Annotated in this window: 2 protein-coding genes and 1 pseudogene; 2 read left to right on the top strand and 1 reads right to left on the bottom strand. The window is 69.3% G+C overall.

Annotation, left to right across the window (positions count from 1 at the left end; all coding sequences use genetic code 11):
- Positions 1-26 precede the first annotated feature (26 nt).
- Together ACH438_RS11660 and ACH438_RS11655 are read left to right on the top strand one after the other, a co-directional pair.
- Positions 27-17,693, top strand: a pseudogene (locus ACH438_RS11660) (type I polyketide synthase); the annotation flags it as partial.
- 242 nt (positions 17,694-17,935) lie between these two features.
- Positions 17,936-21,787: a type I polyketide synthase gene (locus ACH438_RS11655; RefSeq protein WP_397004009.1), complete on the top strand. Its 3,852-nt coding sequence runs from the start codon at positions 17,936-17,938 to the stop codon at positions 21,785-21,787.
- 3 nt (positions 21,788-21,790) lie between these two features.
- On the opposite strand, the gene ACH438_RS11650 is transcribed toward ACH438_RS11655, so the two are convergent.
- The gene (locus ACH438_RS11650) at positions 21,791-22,555 is read right to left on the bottom strand and encodes a thioesterase II family protein (RefSeq protein WP_397004007.1); all 765 of its coding nucleotides are present in this window, start codon (positions 22,553-22,555) and stop codon (positions 21,791-21,793) included.
- Positions 22,556-22,655: the final 100 nt, after the last annotated feature.

Raw genomic sequence — 22,655 nt, 5'->3', positions numbered from 1 at the left:
GCAATGCGCAGACCAGCAACGAGGCCAAACTCCGCGACTACCTCAAAAGGGTCGCCGCGGACCTGCAGCAGACCCGCCAGCGGCTCATCGAAGCCGAATCGCGGGAGCAGGAGCCGATCGCCATCATCGGCATGAGCTGCCGCTTCCCCGGCGGCGTGCGCTCGCCCGAGGACCTGTGGCGACTGGCCGCGAACGGCATCGACGCGATCGGCGACTTCCCGGCCGACCGGGGCTGGCCGGTTGACCCGAGCTATCCGCGCCGGGGCGGATTCCTCTACGACGCACCGGAATTCGATGCGGCGTTCTTCGGGATCTCCCCGCGCGAGGCGCTGGCCATGGACCCGCAGCAGCGGGTGCTGCTCGAGCTCGCGTGGGAGGCGCTCGAGCGGGCCGGGATCGACGCGGCGACACTGCGCGGCAGTCAGGTCGGGGTGTTCGCGGGCGCGGCGGCCTCCGGATACGGTGCGTACGCCGAGGCAGAGCAGACGGCGGGATTCGCGCTCACGGGCGGGGCGACCAGCGTGCTGTCGGGGCGGATCTCCTACTTCTTCGGGTTCGAAGGGCCTGCGGTCACCATCGACACGGCCTGCTCCTCGTCTCTGGTGGCACTGCATCTGGCGGGTCACTCACTGCGGCAAGGGGAATCGTCGCTGGCGTTGGTGGGCGGCGTGACGGTGATGCCGAGCCCGGCGATGTTCGCCGAGTTCGCACGGCAGGGCGGGCTCGCCGCGGATGGGCGCTGTAAGGCGTTCGGTGCGACCGCGGACGGGACCGGGTGGGCCGAGGGCGCGGGGGTGCTGCTGGTAGAGCGGCTGTCCGACGCACGGCGCAACGGGCATCCGGTGCTGGCGGTCGTGCGCGGCACCGCGGTCAATCAGGACGGCGCGTCGAATGGCCTGACCGCACCGAACGGGCCCGCCCAGCAACGAGTCATCCGCACCGCGCTGGCCAATGCCCGGCTCTCGGCCGCGGACGTGGACGCGGTGGAGGCGCACGGCACCGGGACCACCTTGGGCGATCCGATCGAGGCGCAGGCCCTGCTCGCCACCTACGGGCGCGACCGCGACCGGCCGCTGTGGCTGGGGTCGCTGAAGTCGAATATCGGGCACACGCAGGCGGCGGCGGGCGTCGCGGGCGTGATCAAGATGGTGCAGGCCATCCGCCACGGTGTGCTGCCGAAGACCTTGCACGTGGATGAGCCCTCGCCGCAGGTGGATTGGTCGGCGGGCGCGGTCGAACTGCTGACCGGGAACCGGGACTGGCCGGAGCGCGACGAGCCGCGCCGGGCAGGTGTCTCGGCTTTCGGGGTCAGCGGGACCAATGCGCACGTGATTCTCGAACAGGCCGGTGAGACGGAACCGGCTGCGCCGGAGGCGCCGAGTCGCCGATCGGGGGTCGTGCCGTGGGTGTTGTCGGCGAAGACCGCGACCGCGCTGCGGGTACAGGCTGAGAACCTGCGCGCATTCGTCACGGGTGCACCCGATCTGGATCCGGCCGATATCGGGCGTTCGCTGACCGCGCGATCGATGCTGGACGCTCGCGCGGTGGTGGTGGGCGCGAATCGTGACGAGTTGCTCACCGCGCTGACCGCGGTCGCCGACGGCACCACGGTCCCGAGTGTGCACGGCGATGGCGGCAAGGTCGTCTTCGTCTTCCCCGGCCAGGGCTCGCAGTGGACCGGCATGGCGCTCGAATTGGCCGATGCCGCACCGGTGTTCGCGGAGCGGCTGGCCGAATGCGGGCGGGCGCTCGAGCCGTTCGTCGAGTGGCGGCTGTCGGATGTGCTCGGCGACGCCGAGATGCTCGAACGCGTCGATGTGGTGCAGCCGGCGTTGTGGGCGGTGGCGGTCTCGCTCGCGGCATTGTGGCGTTCCTGCGGTGTGGAACCGGCTGCGGTGGTGGGACATTCGCAGGGTGAGATCGCCGCCGCGGTCGTGGCGGGCGCGCTGACCCTCGAGGACGGCGCGCGCGTGGTGGCCCTGCGCGGACAGGCGCTCGCGGCGCTGTCGGGCAAGGGCGGGATGGTCTCGGTGGCCCGCTCCGCGGACGAGCTGGGACCGCTGGGCGCAGGGCTGTCGCCGGCGGCGGTGAACGGTCCCGGCACGGTCGTGATCTCCGGGACTCCGGAAGCCCTCGACGCCCTGCTGATGCGATGCGAGGCCGAAGGCGTTCGGGCCCGGCGCATCCCGGTCGACTACGCGGCGCACTCGGCACAGATCGAGGCCATCCGCGACGAGCTGATCGCCCGGCTGGCGCCGGTCCAACCGCGCACGAGCACGATCCCGCTCTACTCCACGGTGACCGGCGGACTGCTCGACACCGCTGGGATGGACGGCGAGTACTGGTACCGCAACACCCGTCAGACAGTCCGATTCGACCAGGCCACAAGCGCATTGTGCGCCGACGGATATCGGGTGTTCATCGAGTCCAGCGCGCACCCGGTGCTGACCGTGCCACTGCAGGAGACAGCCGAGGACGCTCTCGTCGTGGGCTCGCTGCGCCGCGACGAGGGGGATCTGCGGCGGTTCCTGACCGCACTGGGCGAGGTCTTCGCCGGTGGCGTGCCGGTCGAGTGGGCCGCGCTGTTCCCCGGCACCGGGCGGGTCGAGCTGCCGACGTATCCGTTCGAGCGGCAACGGTATTGGCTGGCGCAGCCGGCCACGGATCGCGGTGTCGATGCGCAGCGGTATCGGATCGACTGGCAGACACTGCCCGACGTCACGCCGGCGTCGGCGGGCACGCTGCTGGTGATCGCGCCGCTGTCCGAGTCCGAAGGCGGCGCGGCGACAGCCGAACTCACCGATGCGCTGTCCGAACGCGGAGTCGTACTCGTGCGCCTCGCGCCCGGCGACGACGTGACTGTCGTGAGCGAGAAGCTCGCCGGCATCGGCCGTGTCGATACGGTGCTCTCGCTGCTGGCCCTCGACTCGAGCCCGCATCCGCAGCACCCGGCGGTGCCGCGCGGCTACGCGATGACCCTGACGCTGGTGCAAGCGCTGGGCACGGCCGGAATCGATGCACCGCTGTGGTGCGCGACGCGCGGCGCGGTGGCCGTCGCCGGGGAGGCCGTGCGGCCGGAACAAGCCCTGGTGTGGGGACTGGGCCGGGTTGCGGCGCTGGAACTACCGGATCGCTGGGGTGGTCTGGTGGATCTGCCCGAACAGCTCGACTCGGTCGCGATGGACCGGCTGATCGGCGTGCTGGGTGGGTCCGAGGATCAGGTCGCGGTGCGACCGAACGGGGTGCTGGGACGCCGACTGGCTCGCGCGGCCCTGAACGCCAACAGCTCTCACGGCTGGACGCCGTCGGGCACCGTTCTGGTGACCGGTGGCACCGGCGCGCTCGGCGCCCACACCGCCCGATGGCTGGCGGCCGACGGCGCCGAACAGATCGTGCTCGTGAGCCGGCGCGGGCCCGCGGCTCCCGGGGCCGCGACACTCGAAGCCGAACTGCGCGAGCTGGGCGCCGAAGTGCGCGTGGTCGCGTGTGACGTGACCGACCGCGCCGCACTGGCCGAGCTGATCTCCACACTGCCCACGCTGGACGCTGTCGTGCACACCGCGGCGGTACTGGACGATGGCGTGGTCGACGCGCTGACCGTCGAACAGGCTGACCGGGTGCTGCGGGTGAAGGCGCAGGCCGCGTGGGATCTGCACGAGCTCACCGCCGAGCTGAATCTGTCTGCCTTCGTACTGTTCTCGTCACTGGCCGGGGTGGTCGGGACGCCCGGGCAGGGCAATTACGCACCGGGCAATGCCTATCTGGATGCCCTGGCCGAGTACCGGCGAGCGCAGGGCCTGGCCGCGACCGCGATCGCCTGGGGACCATGGGCCGGTGACGGCATGGCCGAGCGCGGAATCGGCGAGACCGCCCGCCGCCACGGAGTGCCCGAGATCTCGCCGGAGCTTGCCGTCACGGCATTGCGGCAGGCGCTCGGGACCGGCGAGACCGCGGTGACTATCGCCGAGATCGATTGGGCCCGTTTCGGTGTCGCCTTCACCGCCACCAGGCCCAGCCCACTGCTGGCCGACCTGATCCCGGTGGCCACACCCGCGCCGGCCGCCGCGCCCGAGCTCGGGGCGCAATCACTGCTGCAACTGGTCCGCCGTCAGGTCGCGGCGGTCCTGGGTTATCCCGATGCCGAGTCCGTCTCAGCTACCAAGGCTTTCAAGGATCTCGGATTCGACTCCGTGACCTCGGTCGACCTGCGCAATCGACTGGTCGCCGCGACCGGGCGACGGCTGGCGGCCACAGCGGTCTTCGACTACCCGACCCCGCGCGCCCTGGCCGAATTCCTCGGCGGCACCGGCGAAACGGCGGATCGGCCCGCATCGGCCGCCACCGGGGAACCGATCGCGATCATCGCCATGGCCTGCCGATTCCCCGGCGGGGTGAGCTCTCCCGAAGATCTCTGGGAGCTGCTGCTGTCCGGGCGCGACACCGTCTCCGAATTCCCCGCCGACCGCGGCTGGGATATCGCCGGACTGGCTGCAGCCGGCCGCCTCGCTACCCGGGCGGGCGCATTCCTGGACGGGGCAACGGAATTCGACGCCGACTTCTTCGGCATCTCCCCGCGCGAGGCGCTCGCGATGGATCCCCAGCAGCGATTGCTGCTGGAAACCACGTGGGAGACCTTCGAACGCGCCGGCATCGACCCGGACTCGCTGCGCCGCGGCCGCGTCGGGGTCTACGCGGGCACCAACGGTCAGGACTACGTCGGCGTGGTGTCGAATGCGCGCGAAGACTTGGAAGGCTATGTCGCCACCGGTCTCACGGCCAGTGTGCTGTCCGGCCGCATCTCCTACGCCTTCGGGCTCGAGGGACCGGCCGTCACCGTCGATACCGCGTGCTCCTCGTCGCTGGTGGCACTGCACCTGGCCGGGCAGGCGCTGCGTTCGGGCGAATGCGAGCTCGCCCTGGCCGGTGGCGTGACGGTGATGTCGACCCCGACCGGGTTCGTCGAGTTCTCCCGGCAGGGCGGTCTGGCCCCGGACGGCCGCTGCAAGGCCTTCGCCGACGCCGCGGACGGCACCGGCTGGTCCGAGGGCGTCGGCATGTTGTTGCTCGAAAGGCTGTCCGACGCAGAACGTCACGGGCACCGGATCCTCGCGGTCGTGCGCGGCTCGGCGGTCAATCAGGACGGTGCGTCCAACGGGCTGACCGCCCCCAACGGTCCGTCCCAGCAGCGGGTGATCCGCCAGGCGCTTTCGGCGGCCGGGCTGACCGCCGCGGACGTCGATGCGGTGGAGGCGCACGGCACGGGCACGGTGCTGGGCGACCCCATCGAGGCGCAGGCCGTGCTGGCCACCTACGGCCAGGACCGTGAGCGTCCCGTGCGGCTGGGCTCGATCAAGTCGAACCTCGGCCACACTCAGGCCGCCGCGGGTGTCGCCGGTGTGATCAAGATGGTGATGGCCCTGCGTCACGGGTTGCTGCCGAAAACCCTGCACGTGGACCGGCCTTCGACACATGTGGATTGGTCGGCGGGCGCGGTGGAACTGCTCACCGAGCAGAGCGCCTGGCCCGACACCGACCGGCCGCGCCGGGCCGGGGTCTCGTCCTTCGGCATCAGCGGGACCAATGCCCACGTCATTCTCGAGCAGTTCGCCGAGCCCTACACGTCGCCGCGTGAAATCCCCACAGCTGCGGTGCCGTGGGTGGTGTCGGCCAAGAGCCCGAAGGCACTGGACGAACAGCTCGTTCGGCTGCGGAAGTTCGCGGCGGAGCGGGCCGGGCTGTCGCCCTTCGACATTGGGCATGCGTTATCGCAGCGCACGCGATTCCCGCATCGGGCGGTGTTGCTGGCGACGAGCGACGCGGTGCCGGAGATCGCGCGGGGTAGCGCCGTCGAAGGACGCTCGGCGTTCTTGTTCTCCGGCCAGGGATCACAGCGCGCCGGCATGGGGCGCGAACTCCACGAGCGGTTCCCCGTCTTCGCTGCGGCTTTCGACGAGATCTGCGCCCTGTTCGATACCGGGCTGGATCGTCCGTTGCGCGAGGTGATCTGGAACGAACCCGCATTGCTCGAACAGACCGGGTACACGCAGCCCGCGCTGTTCGCCGTCGAGGTCGCACTCTTCCGGCTGCTGGAATCCTGGGGCACCACACCGGACTTCGTGGCGGGGCATTCGATCGGTGAGCTCGCCGCCGCGCATGTCGCGGGCGTGCTGACCCTCGCCGATGCCTGCACGCTGGTCGCCGCGCGGGGCAGACTGATGCAGAACCTGCCCGGCGGGGGCGCGATGGTCGCGATCCGGGCGAGCGAGGCGGAAGTTCTGCCGCTCTTGTCGGATCGGGCCGCTCTCGCCTCCGTCAACGGAGCGAATTCGGTTGTCGTATCCGGTGATGAGGACGCGGTCGAGGCCGTCGTGGCGCGGTTCGAGGACCGCAAGCACACCCGCCTGCGCGTGAGCCATGCCTTCCACTCGCCGCGCATGGATCCCATGCTCGACGAGTTCCGTGCGGTCGCTGCAGGATTGTCGTACGGTCTGCCGCGAATCCCGGTGGTGTCCAACCTGACCGGTGCCGTGGTCGAGTCCTTCGATGCCGACTACTGGGTTCGCCACGTCCGTGAGGCGGTCCGCTTCGCCGACGGCGTACAGACGCTGGGCGAGGCAGGCGTGCGCGTCATGCTCGAACTGGGCCCCGATGGTGTGCTGTGCGCGATGGCGCAGGAAACCACACAGGTGCCCGCGTTCCCCGCACTGCGTAAGGATCGTGACGAGCAGTCCGCTCTCCTCACCGGCCTCGCCCAGCTGTACGTCACCGGCGTTCCGGTGGACTGGACCGCGCTGCACACGGTTTCCGCTTCCCGTCGAATCGACCTGCCCACCTATGCGTTCCAGCGCGAACGCTACTGGCCCACCTTCGCGCCCGGTGACGTCGCCGCCGCCGGACTGACCTCACCCGAGCACCCCTTGCTGGGTGCGGTCGTCGAACCGGCGGACGCGGACGGCGCGGTATTCACCGCCCGCCTGTCCACGGCAACCCACCCGTGGCTGGCCGATCACGTCGTCGGCGGAGCGGTGGTCTTCCCGGGCACCGGGTTCCTCGAATTGGCCCTGCATGCCGGGGACCGGCTCGGCTGTCCGCACGTCGTGGAACTCACCCTCGCGACCCCGCTCGTCCTGCCGGAGGGCGAGCAGATCCTGCTGCAGGTCCTGCTCGGCGCTGCGGGCGAATCCGGGCACCGCGGGCTGTCGGTGTACTCCCGCCAGGGTGATGGCGCGTGGACTCGGCATGCGGCCGGAACCGTTGCCCCCGAGACCGAATCGGCACCGTCGGCAGGAATGGAACGGACCTGGCCACCGGAGGCCGACGGCGCGGATATCGATGAGCTCTACGCGGGCTTCGCTGACGCGGGCCTGAGCTACGGCCCGGTGTTCCGCGGTCTGCGCGGCGCCTGGCGTGTCGGCGCGGAGGTGTTCGCGGAGGTGGCTCTGCCCGCCGGCGAGGTGACCGGCTTCGGGATGCACCCGGCGCTGCTGGACGCCGCGTTGCATGCCAGCGCGCTCGGCGGATTCGTCGAGCGCACGGATGTCGCGCACCTGCCGTTCGTCTGGTCCGGAGTGTCCTTGTACGCCACCGAGGCCACCGTGCTGCGGGTGGTCATCGCGCCTGCCGGACGGGATGCGGTGTCGCTGCGGGTGTTCGACGCGGCCGGCCACCCGGTGGCGTTCGTCGAGTCGCTGAGGGTGCGCCCGGTCGACACCGGACAGCTGGGCCGGAGCTCGCACGGCGATGCGCTGTTCCGAGTCGAGTGGACGGCCGTGCCCGTCCCGCAAGAGAACTCGGACCATGACATCACCGTGTTCGAATGCCCTCCGGCGGTGGACGGGGTCGTGGAGTCCGTGCACGCCGCGACGCTACGGACGCTGAATGCCCTGCAGCTGTGGCTGGGCGAGGACCGGGCAGACAACGCCCGGCTCGTCGTCCTGACGAGTGGCGCGATGGCAACCCGAGCGGGCGAACACGTCACCGCTCTCGCCCACGCGGCGGTGTGGGGTCTGGTGCGGGCGGCACAGGCGGAGAATCCCGGCCGGATCGTGCTCGCCGACTTGGACGAATCCCTTGCACGCGATGCCGAATTACGGAATGCACGCGACGCCATCGTGCAGACACTGCCAAATATGGGTGAGCCGCAAGTGGCCATCCGGTCCGGAGTTGTACTGGCACCGCGTCTTACACGCGTGGTGGGCCGGGATGTGCTGGTGCCGCCCGCGGGGGAGCCGTCGTGGCGGCTCGATATCGCTGGGCAGGGCACTCTCGAAAACCTTGTTCTGGTGGCCGATCCCGCCGCGCGGGCGCCCTTGGCCGCCGGGGAGGTGCGTATTGCGGTGCGGGCCGCGGGATTGAACTTCCGCGATGTGCTCAATGCGCTCGGCATGTATCCGGGAGAGGCCGGACTGCTCGGGCTCGAGGGCGCGGGTGTCGTGATCGAAATCGGAACCGGTGTCACCGATCTCACCGTGGGTGATCGCGTGATGGGGCTGCTGTCGGGGGCCTTCGGGCCGGTGACGGTGGCGGATCGGCGGCTGATCACGAAACTGCCTGCGGGGTGGACGTTCGCGCAGGGAGCATCGACCACGCTGGTGTTCCTCACCGCCTACTACGGGCTCGTCGACCTGGCCGAGATACGGACGGGCACCAAGGTGCTCGTGCACGCGGCCGCCGGCGGAGTGGGAATGGCGGCCGTGCAGCTGGCGCGGCATCTGGGCGCGGAGGTGTTCGGCACGGCCGGGTCGGGTAAATGGGATGCGCTGCGCGAGCTGGGAATCGCGGACTCGCACATCGCCTCCTCACGGACACTCGATTTCGAGGCACAGTTCCTCGCGGTGACCGAAGGCCGTGGTGTCGATGTCGTCGTCGATTCGCTGGCCCGCGAATTCGTCGACGCGACCCTGCGCCTGCTGCCCGGCGGCGGACGTTTCCTCGAGATCGGCAAGACCGACATCCGTGACGCGGACGAGGTCGCCGCGGCACACAGCGGCGTCTCCTACCAGGCGTTCGATCTGATCGAAGCAGGCCCGCAGCGGATTCAGCAGATGCTCACCGAACTGGTCGAGCTGTTCGAAACCGGTGCGCTGACGCCACTTCCGGTCACCGTCTGGGATATCGGGCAGGCGCGTGATGCCTTCCGATACGTCAGCCAGGCGCGGCATATCGGCAAGGTCGTGCTGACCGTGCCCGCCTCGCTCGCGACCGGCACGGTGCTGATCACCGGTGGCACCGGCGTGCTCGGGGGGTTGATCGCCCGGCACCTGGTGACCGCGCACGGTGTGCGTCGGCTCGTTCTGACGGGCCGTCGCGGTATCGCACCTGCGGAATTGATCGCCGAACTGGGCGAGGCGGGTGCGGAAGTCACTACCGTGGCTTGCGATCTCGCGGATCGCGAGGCGGTGGCCGAGTTGCTGGCTACGATTCCGGACCTGTCCGGTGTCGTGCACGCCGCGGGCGTCGTAGACGACACGCTCGTCGGATCGCTGACCCCGCAGCAAGTGGAGGCCGTGCTGCGGCCGAAGGTGGACGCGGCGTGGCATCTGCACGAGCTGACACGCGACCTGGACTTGGCCGAGTTCGTGTTGTTCTCCTCTGCCGCAGGGGTGTTCGGCAATGCTGGGCAGGCGAATTACGCTGCCGCCAACTCCTTCCTGGACGCCCTGGCCCAGCAGCGGCGGGCCGTCGGCCTGCCCGGCCTGGCCCTGGCTTGGGGAATGTGGGAGCAGCGCAGCGGAATTACCGCGCACCTGGGCGCCGCCGACCTGGCCCGCATGGCGCGCGCGGGCAGTCAGGCGCTGTCCACCGCCGAGGCCCTCGTATTGTTCGACACCGCACGCGAACTCGGCGAGCCTGCGCTGGTGCCGGTGCGGCTGGACACTGCGCGGCTGGGTGATGCGGTGCCGGCGCTGCTGCGGGGGCTGGCTCGCCCGGCCATGCGACGCAGTGCGGGAGCGGTCACCGGGGACGGAGCCTCCCTGGCTCACCGCCTGAATGCCATGACCGCCGTCCAACGGCAGCAGGCGCTGCTGGATCTGGTGACCGGGCACACCGCGACCGTGCTCGGTCATAGCGGCGCTGGCGCCGTCGAACCCACCAAGGCTTTCGGCGATATGGGGTTCGACTCGCTCACCGCGGTCGAACTACGCAATCGTCTCAGCGCCGAGACCGGGCTGCGGTTGCCCGCGACCCTCGTGTTCGACCACCCGACTCCGCAGGCGCTGACCGAGTTCCTGCGCGCCGAATTGTTCGGGGCGGCCGCGGAAATCGTCGCTCCCGTGCCGCGCGCGGCCGATGCTGCCGAGCCGATCGCCATTGTCGCGATGAGCTGCCGGTTCCCGGGCGGCGCCGACTCGCCGGAAGAACTGTGGCGATTGCTCGCCGAGGGCGGCGACGCCATCGGAGGGTTCCCGCCGGACCGTGGCTGGACCGTCGATGCGACCGCCGCGGGTGCGGTGGAGGGTGGATTCGTCGGCAGCGCCACCGAATTCGATGCGAGCTTCTTCGGTATCTCCCCGCGCGAGGCGTTGGCGATGGACCCGCAGCAGCGGCTGCTGCTCGAGACGTCCTGGGAAGTCCTGGAACGCGCGGGTATCTCCCCGTCCGAGCTGCGGGGCAGCCGGACCGGAGTGTTCATCGGCGCCGCCGCCTCCGGATACGGGGTGGGTGTCGACGCTGCCCCCGAGGGCGTCGAAGGCTATCTGCTGACGGGCAATACGGGCAGTGTGATTTCCGGGCGCGTTGCCTATGTGCTGGGCCTGGAGGGGCCTGCCATGACGGTCGACACTGCGTGCTCGTCGTCGCTGGTCGCCCTGCATCTGGCGTGTGAATCGCTGCGCCGCGACGAGTGCTCGATGGCACTGGCCGGTGGCGTCACGGTCATGGCGACTCCGGGGATCTTCGTGGAATTCTCGCGGCAGCGCGGAGTGGCGGCAGACGGGCGTTGCAAGGCGTTCTCGGCGGCTGCGGACGGGACCGGCTGGGGCGAGGGCGCCGGAGTCCTGGTGCTGGAACGACTTTCCGATGCGCGCCGCAATGGCCATAAGGTGCTGGCGGTCGTGCGGGGGAGTGCCGTCAACCAGGATGGCGCCTCCAATGGCTTGACCGCGCCGAACGGGCCCTCCCAGCAACGGGTGATCCGGCAGGCACTGGCCAATGCCGGACTGACCACCTCGGATGTCGATGCGGTGGAGGCGCACGGGACCGGTACCGCGCTGGGTGATCCGATCGAGGCGCAGGCCCTGCTCGCCACCTACGGGCAGGACCGTGAACGCCCGCTGCTGCTGGGGTCGATCAAATCGAATATCGGTCACACCCAGTCCGCGGCCGGCGTGGCCGGGGTGATGAAGATGGTGCTGGCATTGCAGCACGGCGTGCTGCCGAAGACGCTGCATGTGGATACGCCTTCGTCGCAGGTGGATTGGTCCATGGGCGCGGTGGATCTGCTCACCGAAGCGGCGGTGTGGCCGGACACCGGGCGACCGCGCCGTGCCGGGGTGTCCTCGTTCGGCATCAGTGGCACGAACGTCCACACCATCCTCGAACAGGCCCCGTTAGAGCAAGTGTCGGCGCGGCCGATATCGGAGCAACAGGGTGCGGTGCTGCCCTGGGTGCTGTCGGGTGGCAGTGAGCGGGCCGTGCGGGCACAGGCTGCGAAACTGCACTCGTACCTTGCCGATCGGTCCGAGTTGACGGCGGTCGAAGTGGCGCTGTCGCTGGTGAAGACGCGCGCCGCCCACCCTTACCGAGCCGTGGTGCTCGGCGGGGACAAGGACGCGTTGCTGAGTGGATTGCGGACGCTCGGCGAGGGCGGGGCTGCCGTACAGATCGTGGAGGGCGTCGCGAGTCCCGTTGGCCGGGTCGCGTTCGTCTTCCCCGGGCAGGGCTCACAATGGCCGGGCATGGCCTTGGAATTGGCGCAGTCCTCTCCCGTTTTCGCGGAGCGATTGCATGAATGCGCCATTGCGCTCTCGGAATTCGTCGACTGGCGGCTGGGGGAGGTGCTCGCCGACGAGACGGCGCTCGAGCGGGTCGATGTGGTGCAGCCCGCGCTGTGGGCGGTCATGGTGTCGCTGGCGGCGCTGTGGCGATCTTCTGGCGTCGAACCCGCTGCGGTGCTGGGGCATTCGCAGGGGGAAATCGCGGCCGCAGTTGTCGCGGGCGGACTGTCTCTGGAGGACGGCGCCCGGGTTGTTGCGCTGCGCAGCAAGGCGATCGGCGCGCTGGCCGGGCTCGGCGGCATGGTGGCGGTCGCCCGCTCTGCCGATGAGCTCGGGGCGTTGGGGGAGGGGCTGTCGCTGGCCGCGGTGAACGGGCCGAATTCCCTCGTCATATCCGGTGAGCCGCAGGCCCTGGATGCCCTGCTCGACCGCTGTGCCGCGGAAGGGGTTCGCGCGCGCCGGATTCCGGTCGACTACGCCTCGCATTCGGCGCATGTGGAAGCGATCCGCGCGGAGCTGGCGGAGCTGCTGGCGCCGGTGCGGCCGCGCACCTCACAGATCCCGTTCTACTCGGCCGTCACCGGTGCACCGATGGATACCGCCGAACTCGGCAGCGAGTACTGGTACCGGAACCTGCGCGAGACAGTGCGTTTCGAGCAGGCCACCCGCGCCCTGATCGCCGACGGGCACCGCGCCTTCATCGAGACGAGCGCACATCCCGTGCTGACCGCCGCGATCCAGGAGACTCTCGACGCCGCCGACAGTGAGGCGATCGCGGTCGGTTCCCTGCGCCGTGAGGCCGGCGATATGGAACGGATGCTGCTCTCACTGGCCGAGGCGTATGTGCGCGGCGTGCCCGTGCGCTGGGAGCCGGTGCTTCCCGACGCCGCGCCGGTCGAGCTGCCCACCTATGCCTTCCAGCGCGAACGATTCTGGCTCGAGCCCACATCCACCGGTGCGGTCCGCCAGATCCGGCAGGCCGAGGAGATCTCGGTCCCGGAGGGTCCGGCTCTGGCGGCACGGCTGGCGGGTAAATCGAAGGACGATCAGCTGCGCGAGGTCCTGGACCTGGTCCGTACCCATGCCGCTGCCGTGCTCGGGCATGCCGGACCGCAGGCGGTGGAACCGGCGCGGGCCTTCAGCGAGATCGGCTTCGATTCGGTGATGGCAGTGGACTTCCGCAACCGGCTCGCCGACCGGACCGGGCTCAAACTCCCGGCGACCATGGTGTTCGACTACCCGACACCGGCCGCTCTCGCCCGCTACCTGCGCGCGGAGACCGTCGGCGGAACCATTGCCGCACAGTCCTCCCGCGCGACGGTGACGGACGATGATCCGATCGCCATCATCGCCATGAGCTGCCGCTTCCCGGGCGGAGTCGCCTCACCCGAGGACCTGTGGAACCTGGTCGTCGAAGGCCGCGACGCCGTATCGGCCTTCCCCGCCGATCGCGGGTGGGACATCGACAACCTCTACGAGCCCGCAGCCGGTCGCGCCATGACCTACGAGGGCGGATTCCTCTACGACGCAGCCGATTTCGATCCCGGCTTCTTCGGTATCTCTCCGCGTGAAGCGCTGTCGATGGACCCGCAGCAACGGCTGCTGCTCGAAGTCTCCTGGGAGGCCTTCGAACGCGGCGGCATCGACCCGGAATCCCTGCGCGGCACCGAGACCGGTGTATTCATCGGGTCGGCGTTCTCCGGGTACGGGCTCGGGGCCGCGGAGAACGCCGACGGATACGCCCTCACCGGCACCATGTCCGCGGTCATGTCGGGCCGGCTGTCCTATGCCTATGGGCTGGAAGGCCCGGCCGTCACCATCGATACGGCGTGCTCGTCGTCGCTGGTGGCGCTGCACCTGGCGGGGCAGGCGCTGCGCAATGGGGAATGCTCGCTGGCGCTGGTCGGCGGGTCGCAGGTGATGGCCAATCCCGCCATGTTCATGGAGTTCAGCCGCCAGGGCGGGCTCGCGGGCGACGGCCGCTGCAAGGCGTTCGCCGCGGCCGCGGACGGCGCGGGGTGGGCCGAGGGCGTGGGAGTGCTCCTGGTGGAGCGGCTGTCGGATGCGCGCCGGCACGGGCATCGGGTGCTGGCCGTGATGCGCGGCTCGGCGGTGAACCAGGACGGCGCGTCCAATGGACTGACCGCGCCGAACGGTCCATCCCAGCAACGGGTTATCCGTCACGCGCTCGCCGCTGCCGGATTGAATCCCGCTGATGTGGATGCCGTCGAGGCGCACGGCACCGGCACCACGCTGGGTGACCCCATCGAGGCGCAGGCGCTGCTGGCGACCTATGGGCAGGATCGTGAACAGCCGCTGCTGGTCGGGTCGCTGAAATCGAATATCGGGCATGCGCAGACGGCCGCCGGTGTGGCGGGCGTGATCAAGACCGTGCTCGCGCTGCAGCACGGGGTACTGCCGAAGACGCTGCACGTGGATGCGCCGACGCCGCATGTGGACTGGTCGGCAGGCAAGGTCGAAGTGCTGACCGAGAACCGGGACTGGCCGCAGGTCGTACGAGCGCGCCGGGCCGGGGTGTCGGCATTCGGCGTGAGTGGAACCAATGCGCACGTGATCCTCGAACAGGCTGCCCAAGTGGTCGATTCGGACGATGCGTCCGAGCCGGTCGGGATGATTCCGTGGGTGGTCACGGCTCGGAGCGGGCAGGCTCTGCGCGCACAGGCCGAGCGGATGCTCGCCACGGCGCGGGAAGCGGATCTGGTCGATGTCGGATATTCGCTGGCCACCACCAGGACTCGGCATGGCCATCGCGCTGTCGTCCTCGGTAGTGATCGCAATGAACTGCTGGCCGGGCTGGCCGCGCTCGCTGCGGATCAACCGATGACGGGGGTGGTCGAAGGAGTGGCCGCCGAGCGCGGGAAGATCGCGTTCGTTTTCCCGGGTCAAGGGTCGCAATGGCCGGGCATGGCGCTGGAATTGGTGGATTCCTCGCCGGTGTTCGCCGAGCGGCTGCACGAATGTGCCGCGGCGCTGGCGGAATTCGCAGACTGGTCCCTCCTTGAGGCGCTGGCCGATGAGGCGATGCTGGAACGCGTCGATATCGTCCAGCCCGCGCTGTGGGCCGTGATGGTGTCGCTGGCGGAGTTGTGGCGCTCCTACGGTGTCGAACCGGCCGCGGTGGTCGGACATTCGCAGGGGGAGATCGCGGCCGCGGTCGTGTCGGGTGGGCTGTCGCTCGTGGATGGTGCGCGCGTGGTGGCGTTGCGCAGTAAGGCGCTGCTGGCACTTTCCGGGCGTGGGGGCATGGTGTCGGTATCGCTGCCCGCGGCGGATATTCGTGCCCGGCTGAGCGACACGTTGTCCCTCGCGGCGGTGAACGGGCCGAGTTCGGTCGTGGTTTCCGGTGATCCGGAGGCACTGGATGGGCTGCTTGCGCGCTGTGCGGCGGAAGGGGTTCGGGCGCGGCGGATTCCGGTCGACTACGCGTCGCATTCTGCGCATGTGGAGGCGATCCGGGCCGAGTTGGCCCAGCTGCTCGAGCCGGTGCGACCACGGGCCTCGGAGGTCCCGTTCTATTCGGCGGTCACCGGGCAGCGCATGGATACCGCGGAGCTCGACGGCGAGTATTGGTTCCGGAATCTGCGGGAGACGGTCCAGTTCGAACAGGCCACCCGGGCGTTGATCGCTGATGGGCACGATGTGTTCGTCGAAGCGACCGCGCATCCGGTATTGACTGTGCCGGTGCAGGAGACGGCCGAGGATGCGCTGGTCATCGGGTCGTTGCGTCGCGATGAAGGCGGTCTGCGACGGTTCCTGACCTCGGTCGGTGAGGCCTTCGCCGGTGGTGTCGCGGTGCGGTGGGAGAGTGCGTTGCCGGGCGGGCGGCGGGTGGAGTTGCCGACGTATCCATTCCAGCGGCAACGGTTCTGGCTGACCCCGAGCCCGGTCGAGGCCGTCGCCGATGACGCGGAGTTCTGGGAGGCGATCGAGCGCGGTGATCTCGGCGAGCTGGCCGCGACACTGCGGGTGGACGCCGATCGGTCCTTCGGGGAGGTGCTGCCCGCGCTGTCGGCGTGGCGGCGCGGACGCCGTGATCGGTCCACGATCGACTCCTGGCGGTATCGGATCACGTGGAAGCCGCTGTCCAGCAGGCCCGCTCCCGCGCTCTCGGGAACCTGGCTGGTTGTCAGCCCGACCGGGGACATCGGCCGCGAGCACACCGATGCGGTGATCGCCGTGCTGAAGGAACACGGTGCCGAGGTGATCGAGCTGGTGAGCGCTGCTACCGATCGTGGAGCTCTCGCCGATCGGCTGCGGCAGCTGCCCGAATTGGCTGGCGTGCTGTCGACTTCGGCGTTCGACGAGCGGGCGTGTGCCGAATATCCTGCGGTGCCGCAGGGTTTGGCTACGACGTTCACTCTCGTGCAGGCGCTGCTGGACCTCGGGGTGAGCGTCCCGGTGTGGCTGCTGACCAGCGGAGCGGTGTCGATCACCGAATCCGAATCGTTGACCAGTCCGACTCAGGCCCAGACCTGGGGGTTCGGCCGGATCGTCGCCCTGGAGCATCCCGAGCTGTGGGGTGGCCTGATCGATCTGCCTGCCGATATCGATACGTCGGCTGCATCGAATGTCGTTGCGTTGCTGTCAGGTTGGGCCGATGAGGACCAGGCTGCGGTCCGCGCTACCGGCAGCTTCGGTCGTCGCATGGTCCGCGCTCCGCTCGGTGATACACCGCCCGCGCGGGAGTGGAAGCCGCGCGGCACCGTGCTGATCACCGGGGGTACAGGCGCACTCGGCGCACAGGTCGCACGTCGGCTGGCCGGCGGTGGAGCCGAGCATCTGGTGCTGGCCGGCAGGCGCGGCGCGGACGCCCCGGGCGCCGGTGAGCTGGCCGATGAATTGCGGCTGCTCGGTGCCGAAGTCACCCTTGCCGCCTGTGATGTCGCTGATCGTGACGCGCTGGCCGCGCTCCTCGCGGAATTCCCCGTGACGGCCGTGGTGCACGCGGCGGGCATCGGAACCCAGGCGCCGATCGCGGAATCGGATCTGGGCGAGTTCGCGTCGATCGCCGCGGCGAAATCGCTGGGGGCGGCCAATCTCGACGCCCTGATCGAACCCGGATCGCTCGATGCGCTGGTGTTCTACTCCTCGAATGCGGGTGTGTGGGGCGCGTGGGGGCAGGCGGCCTACGCGGCGGCCAATGCCTATCTCGACGCGGTCGCGATCGATCGGCGGGCCCGTGGTGAGGTGGCGACCTCGGTCGCCTGGGGCTCCTGGGAGGGCGATGGCATGGCCGACGGGGAGATGGGTGAGCGGCTGGTGCGGCGCGGAATTCTGCGCATGGCAACGGATCTCGCGCTCACGGCGCTGGAGCAGGCGGTCGACCACGACGAGGCGTTGCTGACCGTCGCCGATATCGATTGGGAGCGTTTCGTTCCCGCGTTCACCCTGGCCCGGCGCCGACCATTGCTGGACGAACTGCCCGAGGTCCGGCGGATCCTGGACACCCCGGACCCGGTCGCCGAACCCGATGCGGACGCGGTGGGTGGTCTGCGGCAGCGGCTTTCCGGGCTGCCGGCGGCTGCCCGTGACCATGAGCTGACCGAGCTGGTCCGGACTCAGGTCGCGGCCGTGCTCGGCCACCAGGGAACCGAGGAGATCGACGCCGCGCGCGCCTTCCGCGATCTCGGGTTCGACTCGCTGACTGCGGTGGAACTGCGCAACCGCTTGACCCGCGCGACCGGGCTGCGGCTGCCCGCGACGCTGGTGTTCGAGTATCCGACTCCTGCCGCGCTGTCGGGCTACCTCCACGGCGAACTGCTGCCTGAGACGCCGGACGATTCCGAGCAGGCCCGGCTGCGCCGGGTGCTGAGTTCGGTTCCGGTGGAACGATTCCGGCAGGCCGGACTGATGGAGGCGCTGCTGCGGCTCGCCGAGCCGGACACCCCCGCACCGGTCGAGGCGGACCGGCGCGAAGCGATCAAGACCATGGACGTGCGGGAGCTCATCCGCATGGCTCGCGACAAGGATTGACAACGGTGAACACGGAATTCGACGAGGTCGTCGACGCACTGCGCACGTCTCTGCTGGACAACGAGACACTGCGGCAGGAGAACAAGCGGCTCACCGACGCGGCGGGCGAACCCATCGCCATTGTCGGTATGAGTTGCCGGCTGCCGGGAGCGGTGGCGTCCCCGGAGGATCTGTGGCAGCTGCTGCAGGACGGCCGTGATGCCATCACGCCCTTTCCTACTGAGCGGGGATGGGAGATCGAGGGGCAGTACTCCGGCACCTTGGAGGGCGGATTCCTCAGTGGCGTCGCTGATTTCGACGCGGATCTGTTCGGGATCTCACCGCGTGAGGCGCTTGCCATGGATCCGCAGCAGCGGTTGCTGCTCGAAGGGGCGTGGGAAGCACTGGAACGTGCCGGTATCGCACCCGACAGTCTGCGGGGCGATCAGGTCGGGGTGTATGTCGGTGGCGCTTATTGCGGGTACCTGGACACCCTCGGTGCTGCGGAGCCTGCCGGGGTGGGTGGGTTCCTGCTCACCGGCAACACCACCAGCGTGATGTCCGGGCGGATCGCCTATGCGCTCGGTTTGGAGGGGCCTGCGCTCACCGTCGACACGGCGTGCTCGTCCTCGTTGATCGCAATCCACCTGGCCTGCACCGCGCTGCGGCGTTCCGAGTGCACATTGGCGCTGGCCGGGGGAGTGTCGGTGATGCCGGGGCCGGGACTGTTCGTCGAATTCGCGCAGCAGGGTGGGCTGGCTGCGGATGGGCGCTGTAAACCGTTCTCCTCGGAGGCCGATGGCACGGGCTGGTCGGAGGGGGTGGGGATGGTTGTCCTGGAACGGCTTTCCGACGCCCGACGCCTCGGGCATCCGGTGCTGGCGGTGGTGCGGGGCAGTGCGGCGAATCAGGACGGTGCGTCCAACGGGCTGTCCGCGCCCAACGGGTTGTCGCAGCAGCGCGTGATCCGCCAGGCCTTGGCGTCGGCTCGGCTGACGGCCGCCGATATCGACGTGGTCGAATCGCATGGGACCGGAACCAGTCTGGGCGACCCGATCGAGGCGCAGGCGCTGCTGGCGGCGTATGGGCAGAATCGGGAGCGGCCTGTTCTGCTGGGGGCGCTGAAGTCCTACATCGGTCATACCCAGACTGCTGCCGGGGTGGCCGGAGTGATCGCGACTGTACTGGCTCTGCAGCACGGTCGCCTTGCTCGGATCCTGCACTTGAACGAGCCCTCACCGCATGTCGATTGGTCGGCGGGTGCGGTCGAACTGCTGACCGAGGCGCGCCTGTGGCCCGATACGGGTAATCCCCGTCGAGCCGGCGTGTCGTCCATGGGAATCAGCGGGACCAACGCGCACCTCATCCTCGAAGAGGCGCCGCCCACTGCAGCATCCGACCCGGATGTGGACGACGACTCCGCGGTCGGTCCGGGATATGCGGTGCCGGTGGTGATTTCGGGACGCAGCCGAGATGCCCTGCGGGCACAGGCGGCGCAGCTGCGGCCGCTTGCCTCGACTACACGCATTGTCGATCTGGCCTACTCGCTGGCGACTTCGCGAGCGGCGCTGGAGTACCGGGGCGCGATCGTGGCCGACAGCGCGGAAGGGCTGGCGGCGGGACTCGACGCATTGGCCGCTGGTGAATCCGCGATCGATGTTGTCGAAGGCGTGGTCCGGCCCGGACGCGTCGCGTTCCTGTTCTCCGGTCAGGGTGCGCAGCGCGCGGGCATGGGCCGCGAGCTCTATCGACTGTTCCCGGTGTTCGCGGCTGCTCTGGACGAGGTGTGCCGGGAATTCGACCGGGCGCCCGGGGTCGGTGGCTTGTTGCGGGACGTGCTCTTCAGTGACGACGGTCGGATCGACGAGACCGCGTTCACCCAGGCTGGTCTGTTCGCGATCGAAGTGGCTTTGTTCCGGCTCGCCGAGGATTGGGGTGTGACGCCGGACTTCCTTGTGGGCCATTCCATCGGCGAGATTTCGGCTGCCCACGTCGCCGGCGTGTTGTCGCTGGCCGATGCCTGCACGCTGGTGAGCGCCCGCGGCCGGTTGATGGGTGCGCTGCCCGCCGGCGGAGTCATGGCGGCCGTGCGCGCCTCGGAGGCGGAGATACGGCCGCTGCTGATCGACGGGGTGAGTATCGCGGCGATCAACGGACCGGAATCGATCGTGCTGTCCGGCGATGAGGAAGCCGTGGCGAAGGTCGCCGGTGAGCGGAAGGCCAAGCGGCTGAACGTCTCTCACGCGTTCCACTCGGCGCGCATGGAACCGATGCTCGCGGAGTTCCGGCGCGTGGCCGCGGGACTGACCTACCAGAAACCGCGAATCCCGATCGTGTCCAATCTGACCGGCGAACTTGTCGACTCCTACGATGCCGAGTACTGGGTGCGGCATGTGCGCGAACCGGTGCGATTCTTCGACGGCATCCGGCGGCTGCACGGTCTCGGCGTGTCCACGTTCGTCGAAGTCGGACCGGATGCTGTGCTGACCGCGATGGGCCGCGACTGCATCGCTTCCACCGCGGAGACGGCATTCGTTCCGCTGCTGCGCCGCGATCGGGGCGAGAGCGCAGCCCTGATGACCGCACTGGCGAGGCTGCACGTCCGCGGCGTCGGCATCGACTGGCGGCAGTTGCTTTCCGGTGGTCGACGCCTCGACCTGCCGACCTACGCGTTCCAGCACCGCCGCTTCTGGCCGGATAGCGCTGGGGCGGGCCATATTTCGGTACAGGTGAGCGCAGCGGCCACACCCCTCGAATCGCCCGACGCGCTGCGGGAGCGACTGGCCGAGACGACCGAACCCGAGCAGGTGATGCTCGAATTGGTGCGCATCCACGCGGCTTTCGTCCTCGGCCACGACGGCTCGGAAGCCGTCGATCAGGACCGCGAGTTCCTGGAACTGGGCCTGAGTTCACTCTCGGCCGTCGAGTTGCGTGACCGCCTGTCACAAGTCACCGGCCTCGAACTGGCCACCAGCATGGCCTTCGACCATCCCACCCCCGGCGAACTCGCCCGGCACCTGCTGGCCGCATTCACCGGAACCGCCACCGCGACACCACAATCCGGCGGCATGCTCGGCCGCCTCTGGCAGGACGCGAACCGGGTCGGCCAAGCCACCGAATTCGCGATGAGCCTGGTCGAAATCTCCAAATTCCGGCCCAAATTCGAGGACTCCACGGAATTCGGCGGAACCCTTCGCATGACCCGGCTCGCACAGGGCGATACCCGGCCCGGCTTGATCTGCTGCTGCACGTTCTCGCCACTGTCCGGCGCCCACGAGTACGCCCGCTTCGCCTCGATCTTCCGCGGCCGTCGCGACGTACACGCACTGGTCAACCCCGGATACGCCGCCGGTGAACTGCTGCCCGTCAACCTGGACGCCAGCGTGCGCCTGCAAGCCGAAACCATCCTGCGCCACACCGACGGCGCACCTTTCGTCCTCGTCGGACATTCCGCGGGCGGCCTGATGGCCAACCAGATCTGCCGCCGGCTCGAAGACCTGGGCGCAGGCCCGCAGCGCATGGTGCTGATCGACACCTACTCACCAGACAGCCCGGTAATGGCCGCGTGGAGCGACGCCCTCATGCTCGGCACCCTCGAACGCGAAGGCGCCTACACCCCGATGGACGATTCCCGCGTCACCGCCGGCGCCTGGTTCACCCCACTGCTCGCGAGCTGGAAACTGGCCGAAATGAACGCCCCGGTCCTACTGGTCCGCGCCGGCGAACCGACCGGTCCCTGGCCCGCCGGAGAGGACTGGCACACCACCTGGGACTTCCCGCACACCGTCGTGGATGCCCAAGGCAACCACTTCACCATGATGGAAGAACACGCCGAAATCGTCGCCCGCGCAGTCGACAACTGGCTCGGCGACTCGTAAGCGCTACACCCCGCCCTGCGCCGCACGTAGCACGCGGCGCAGATTGGCAATCACCTCAGCCGCTGCGGTATTCAGATAGAAATGCCCACCCGGATAGGTATTCAACTCGAACCCACCCGTGGTGTGCCGAGCCCAACCCTGCGCCTCCTCCACAGTCACCCGAGGATCATCCACGCCGATATGCGCAGAAATCGGCGCCCGCAACGGTTCCCGCTCGACATAGCGATAGGTCTCCACCGCCGTGTAATCCGCCCGCAAAGCCGTCAACACCATCTGCCGCATCTCAGGATCGGCCAGCGCCAGCGGATCGGTCCCCCCGAGCGCATCCACCTCCGCAAGAATCCCCTCATCGGTCCGATTCCGAACATCCTCCACCCGCACCCGATCCGGCGCCCGCCGCCCCGAAACAACAAGCGCCACCGGCTCACACCCCTTCTCAGCCAACCGCCCCGCAACCTCGAACCCCACCACCGCCCCGAGACTGTGCCCAAAAATGGCCAACGGCCGATCAGTCCAAGGCAACAACTGCTCCGCAACAGCGTCCGCAAGCTCCCCCACACTCTCGAACGGCTTCTCCAACCGCCGATCCTGCCGCCCCGGATACTGCACCGCCAACACCTCACACCCCGGCGCCAACGCCCGCGCTACCGGCAAAAAATAACTAGCCGACCCACCCGCATGCGGCAAACAAGCCAACCGAATCCCCGCCCCCGAAACAGGACTGAACCGCCGCACCCACCGCTGATTCACGTCACCAACCCCAACCATCCGACCCAACCTCCCGCCGCCCAACGCGTATCCCCGCCACCGTATCAGCCCCACCCACCACCCAAAATCCCTTGCAGTAGTGACCTATTCGTTTCTCTGA

Source organism: Nocardia sp. NPDC020380 (assembly GCF_044386975.1).
Taxonomy (GTDB): domain Bacteria; phylum Actinomycetota; class Actinomycetes; order Mycobacteriales; family Mycobacteriaceae; genus Nocardia.
Note: the sequence above shows the minus strand (reverse complement) of the source record. Positions and strands in the feature narration are given on the sequence as shown.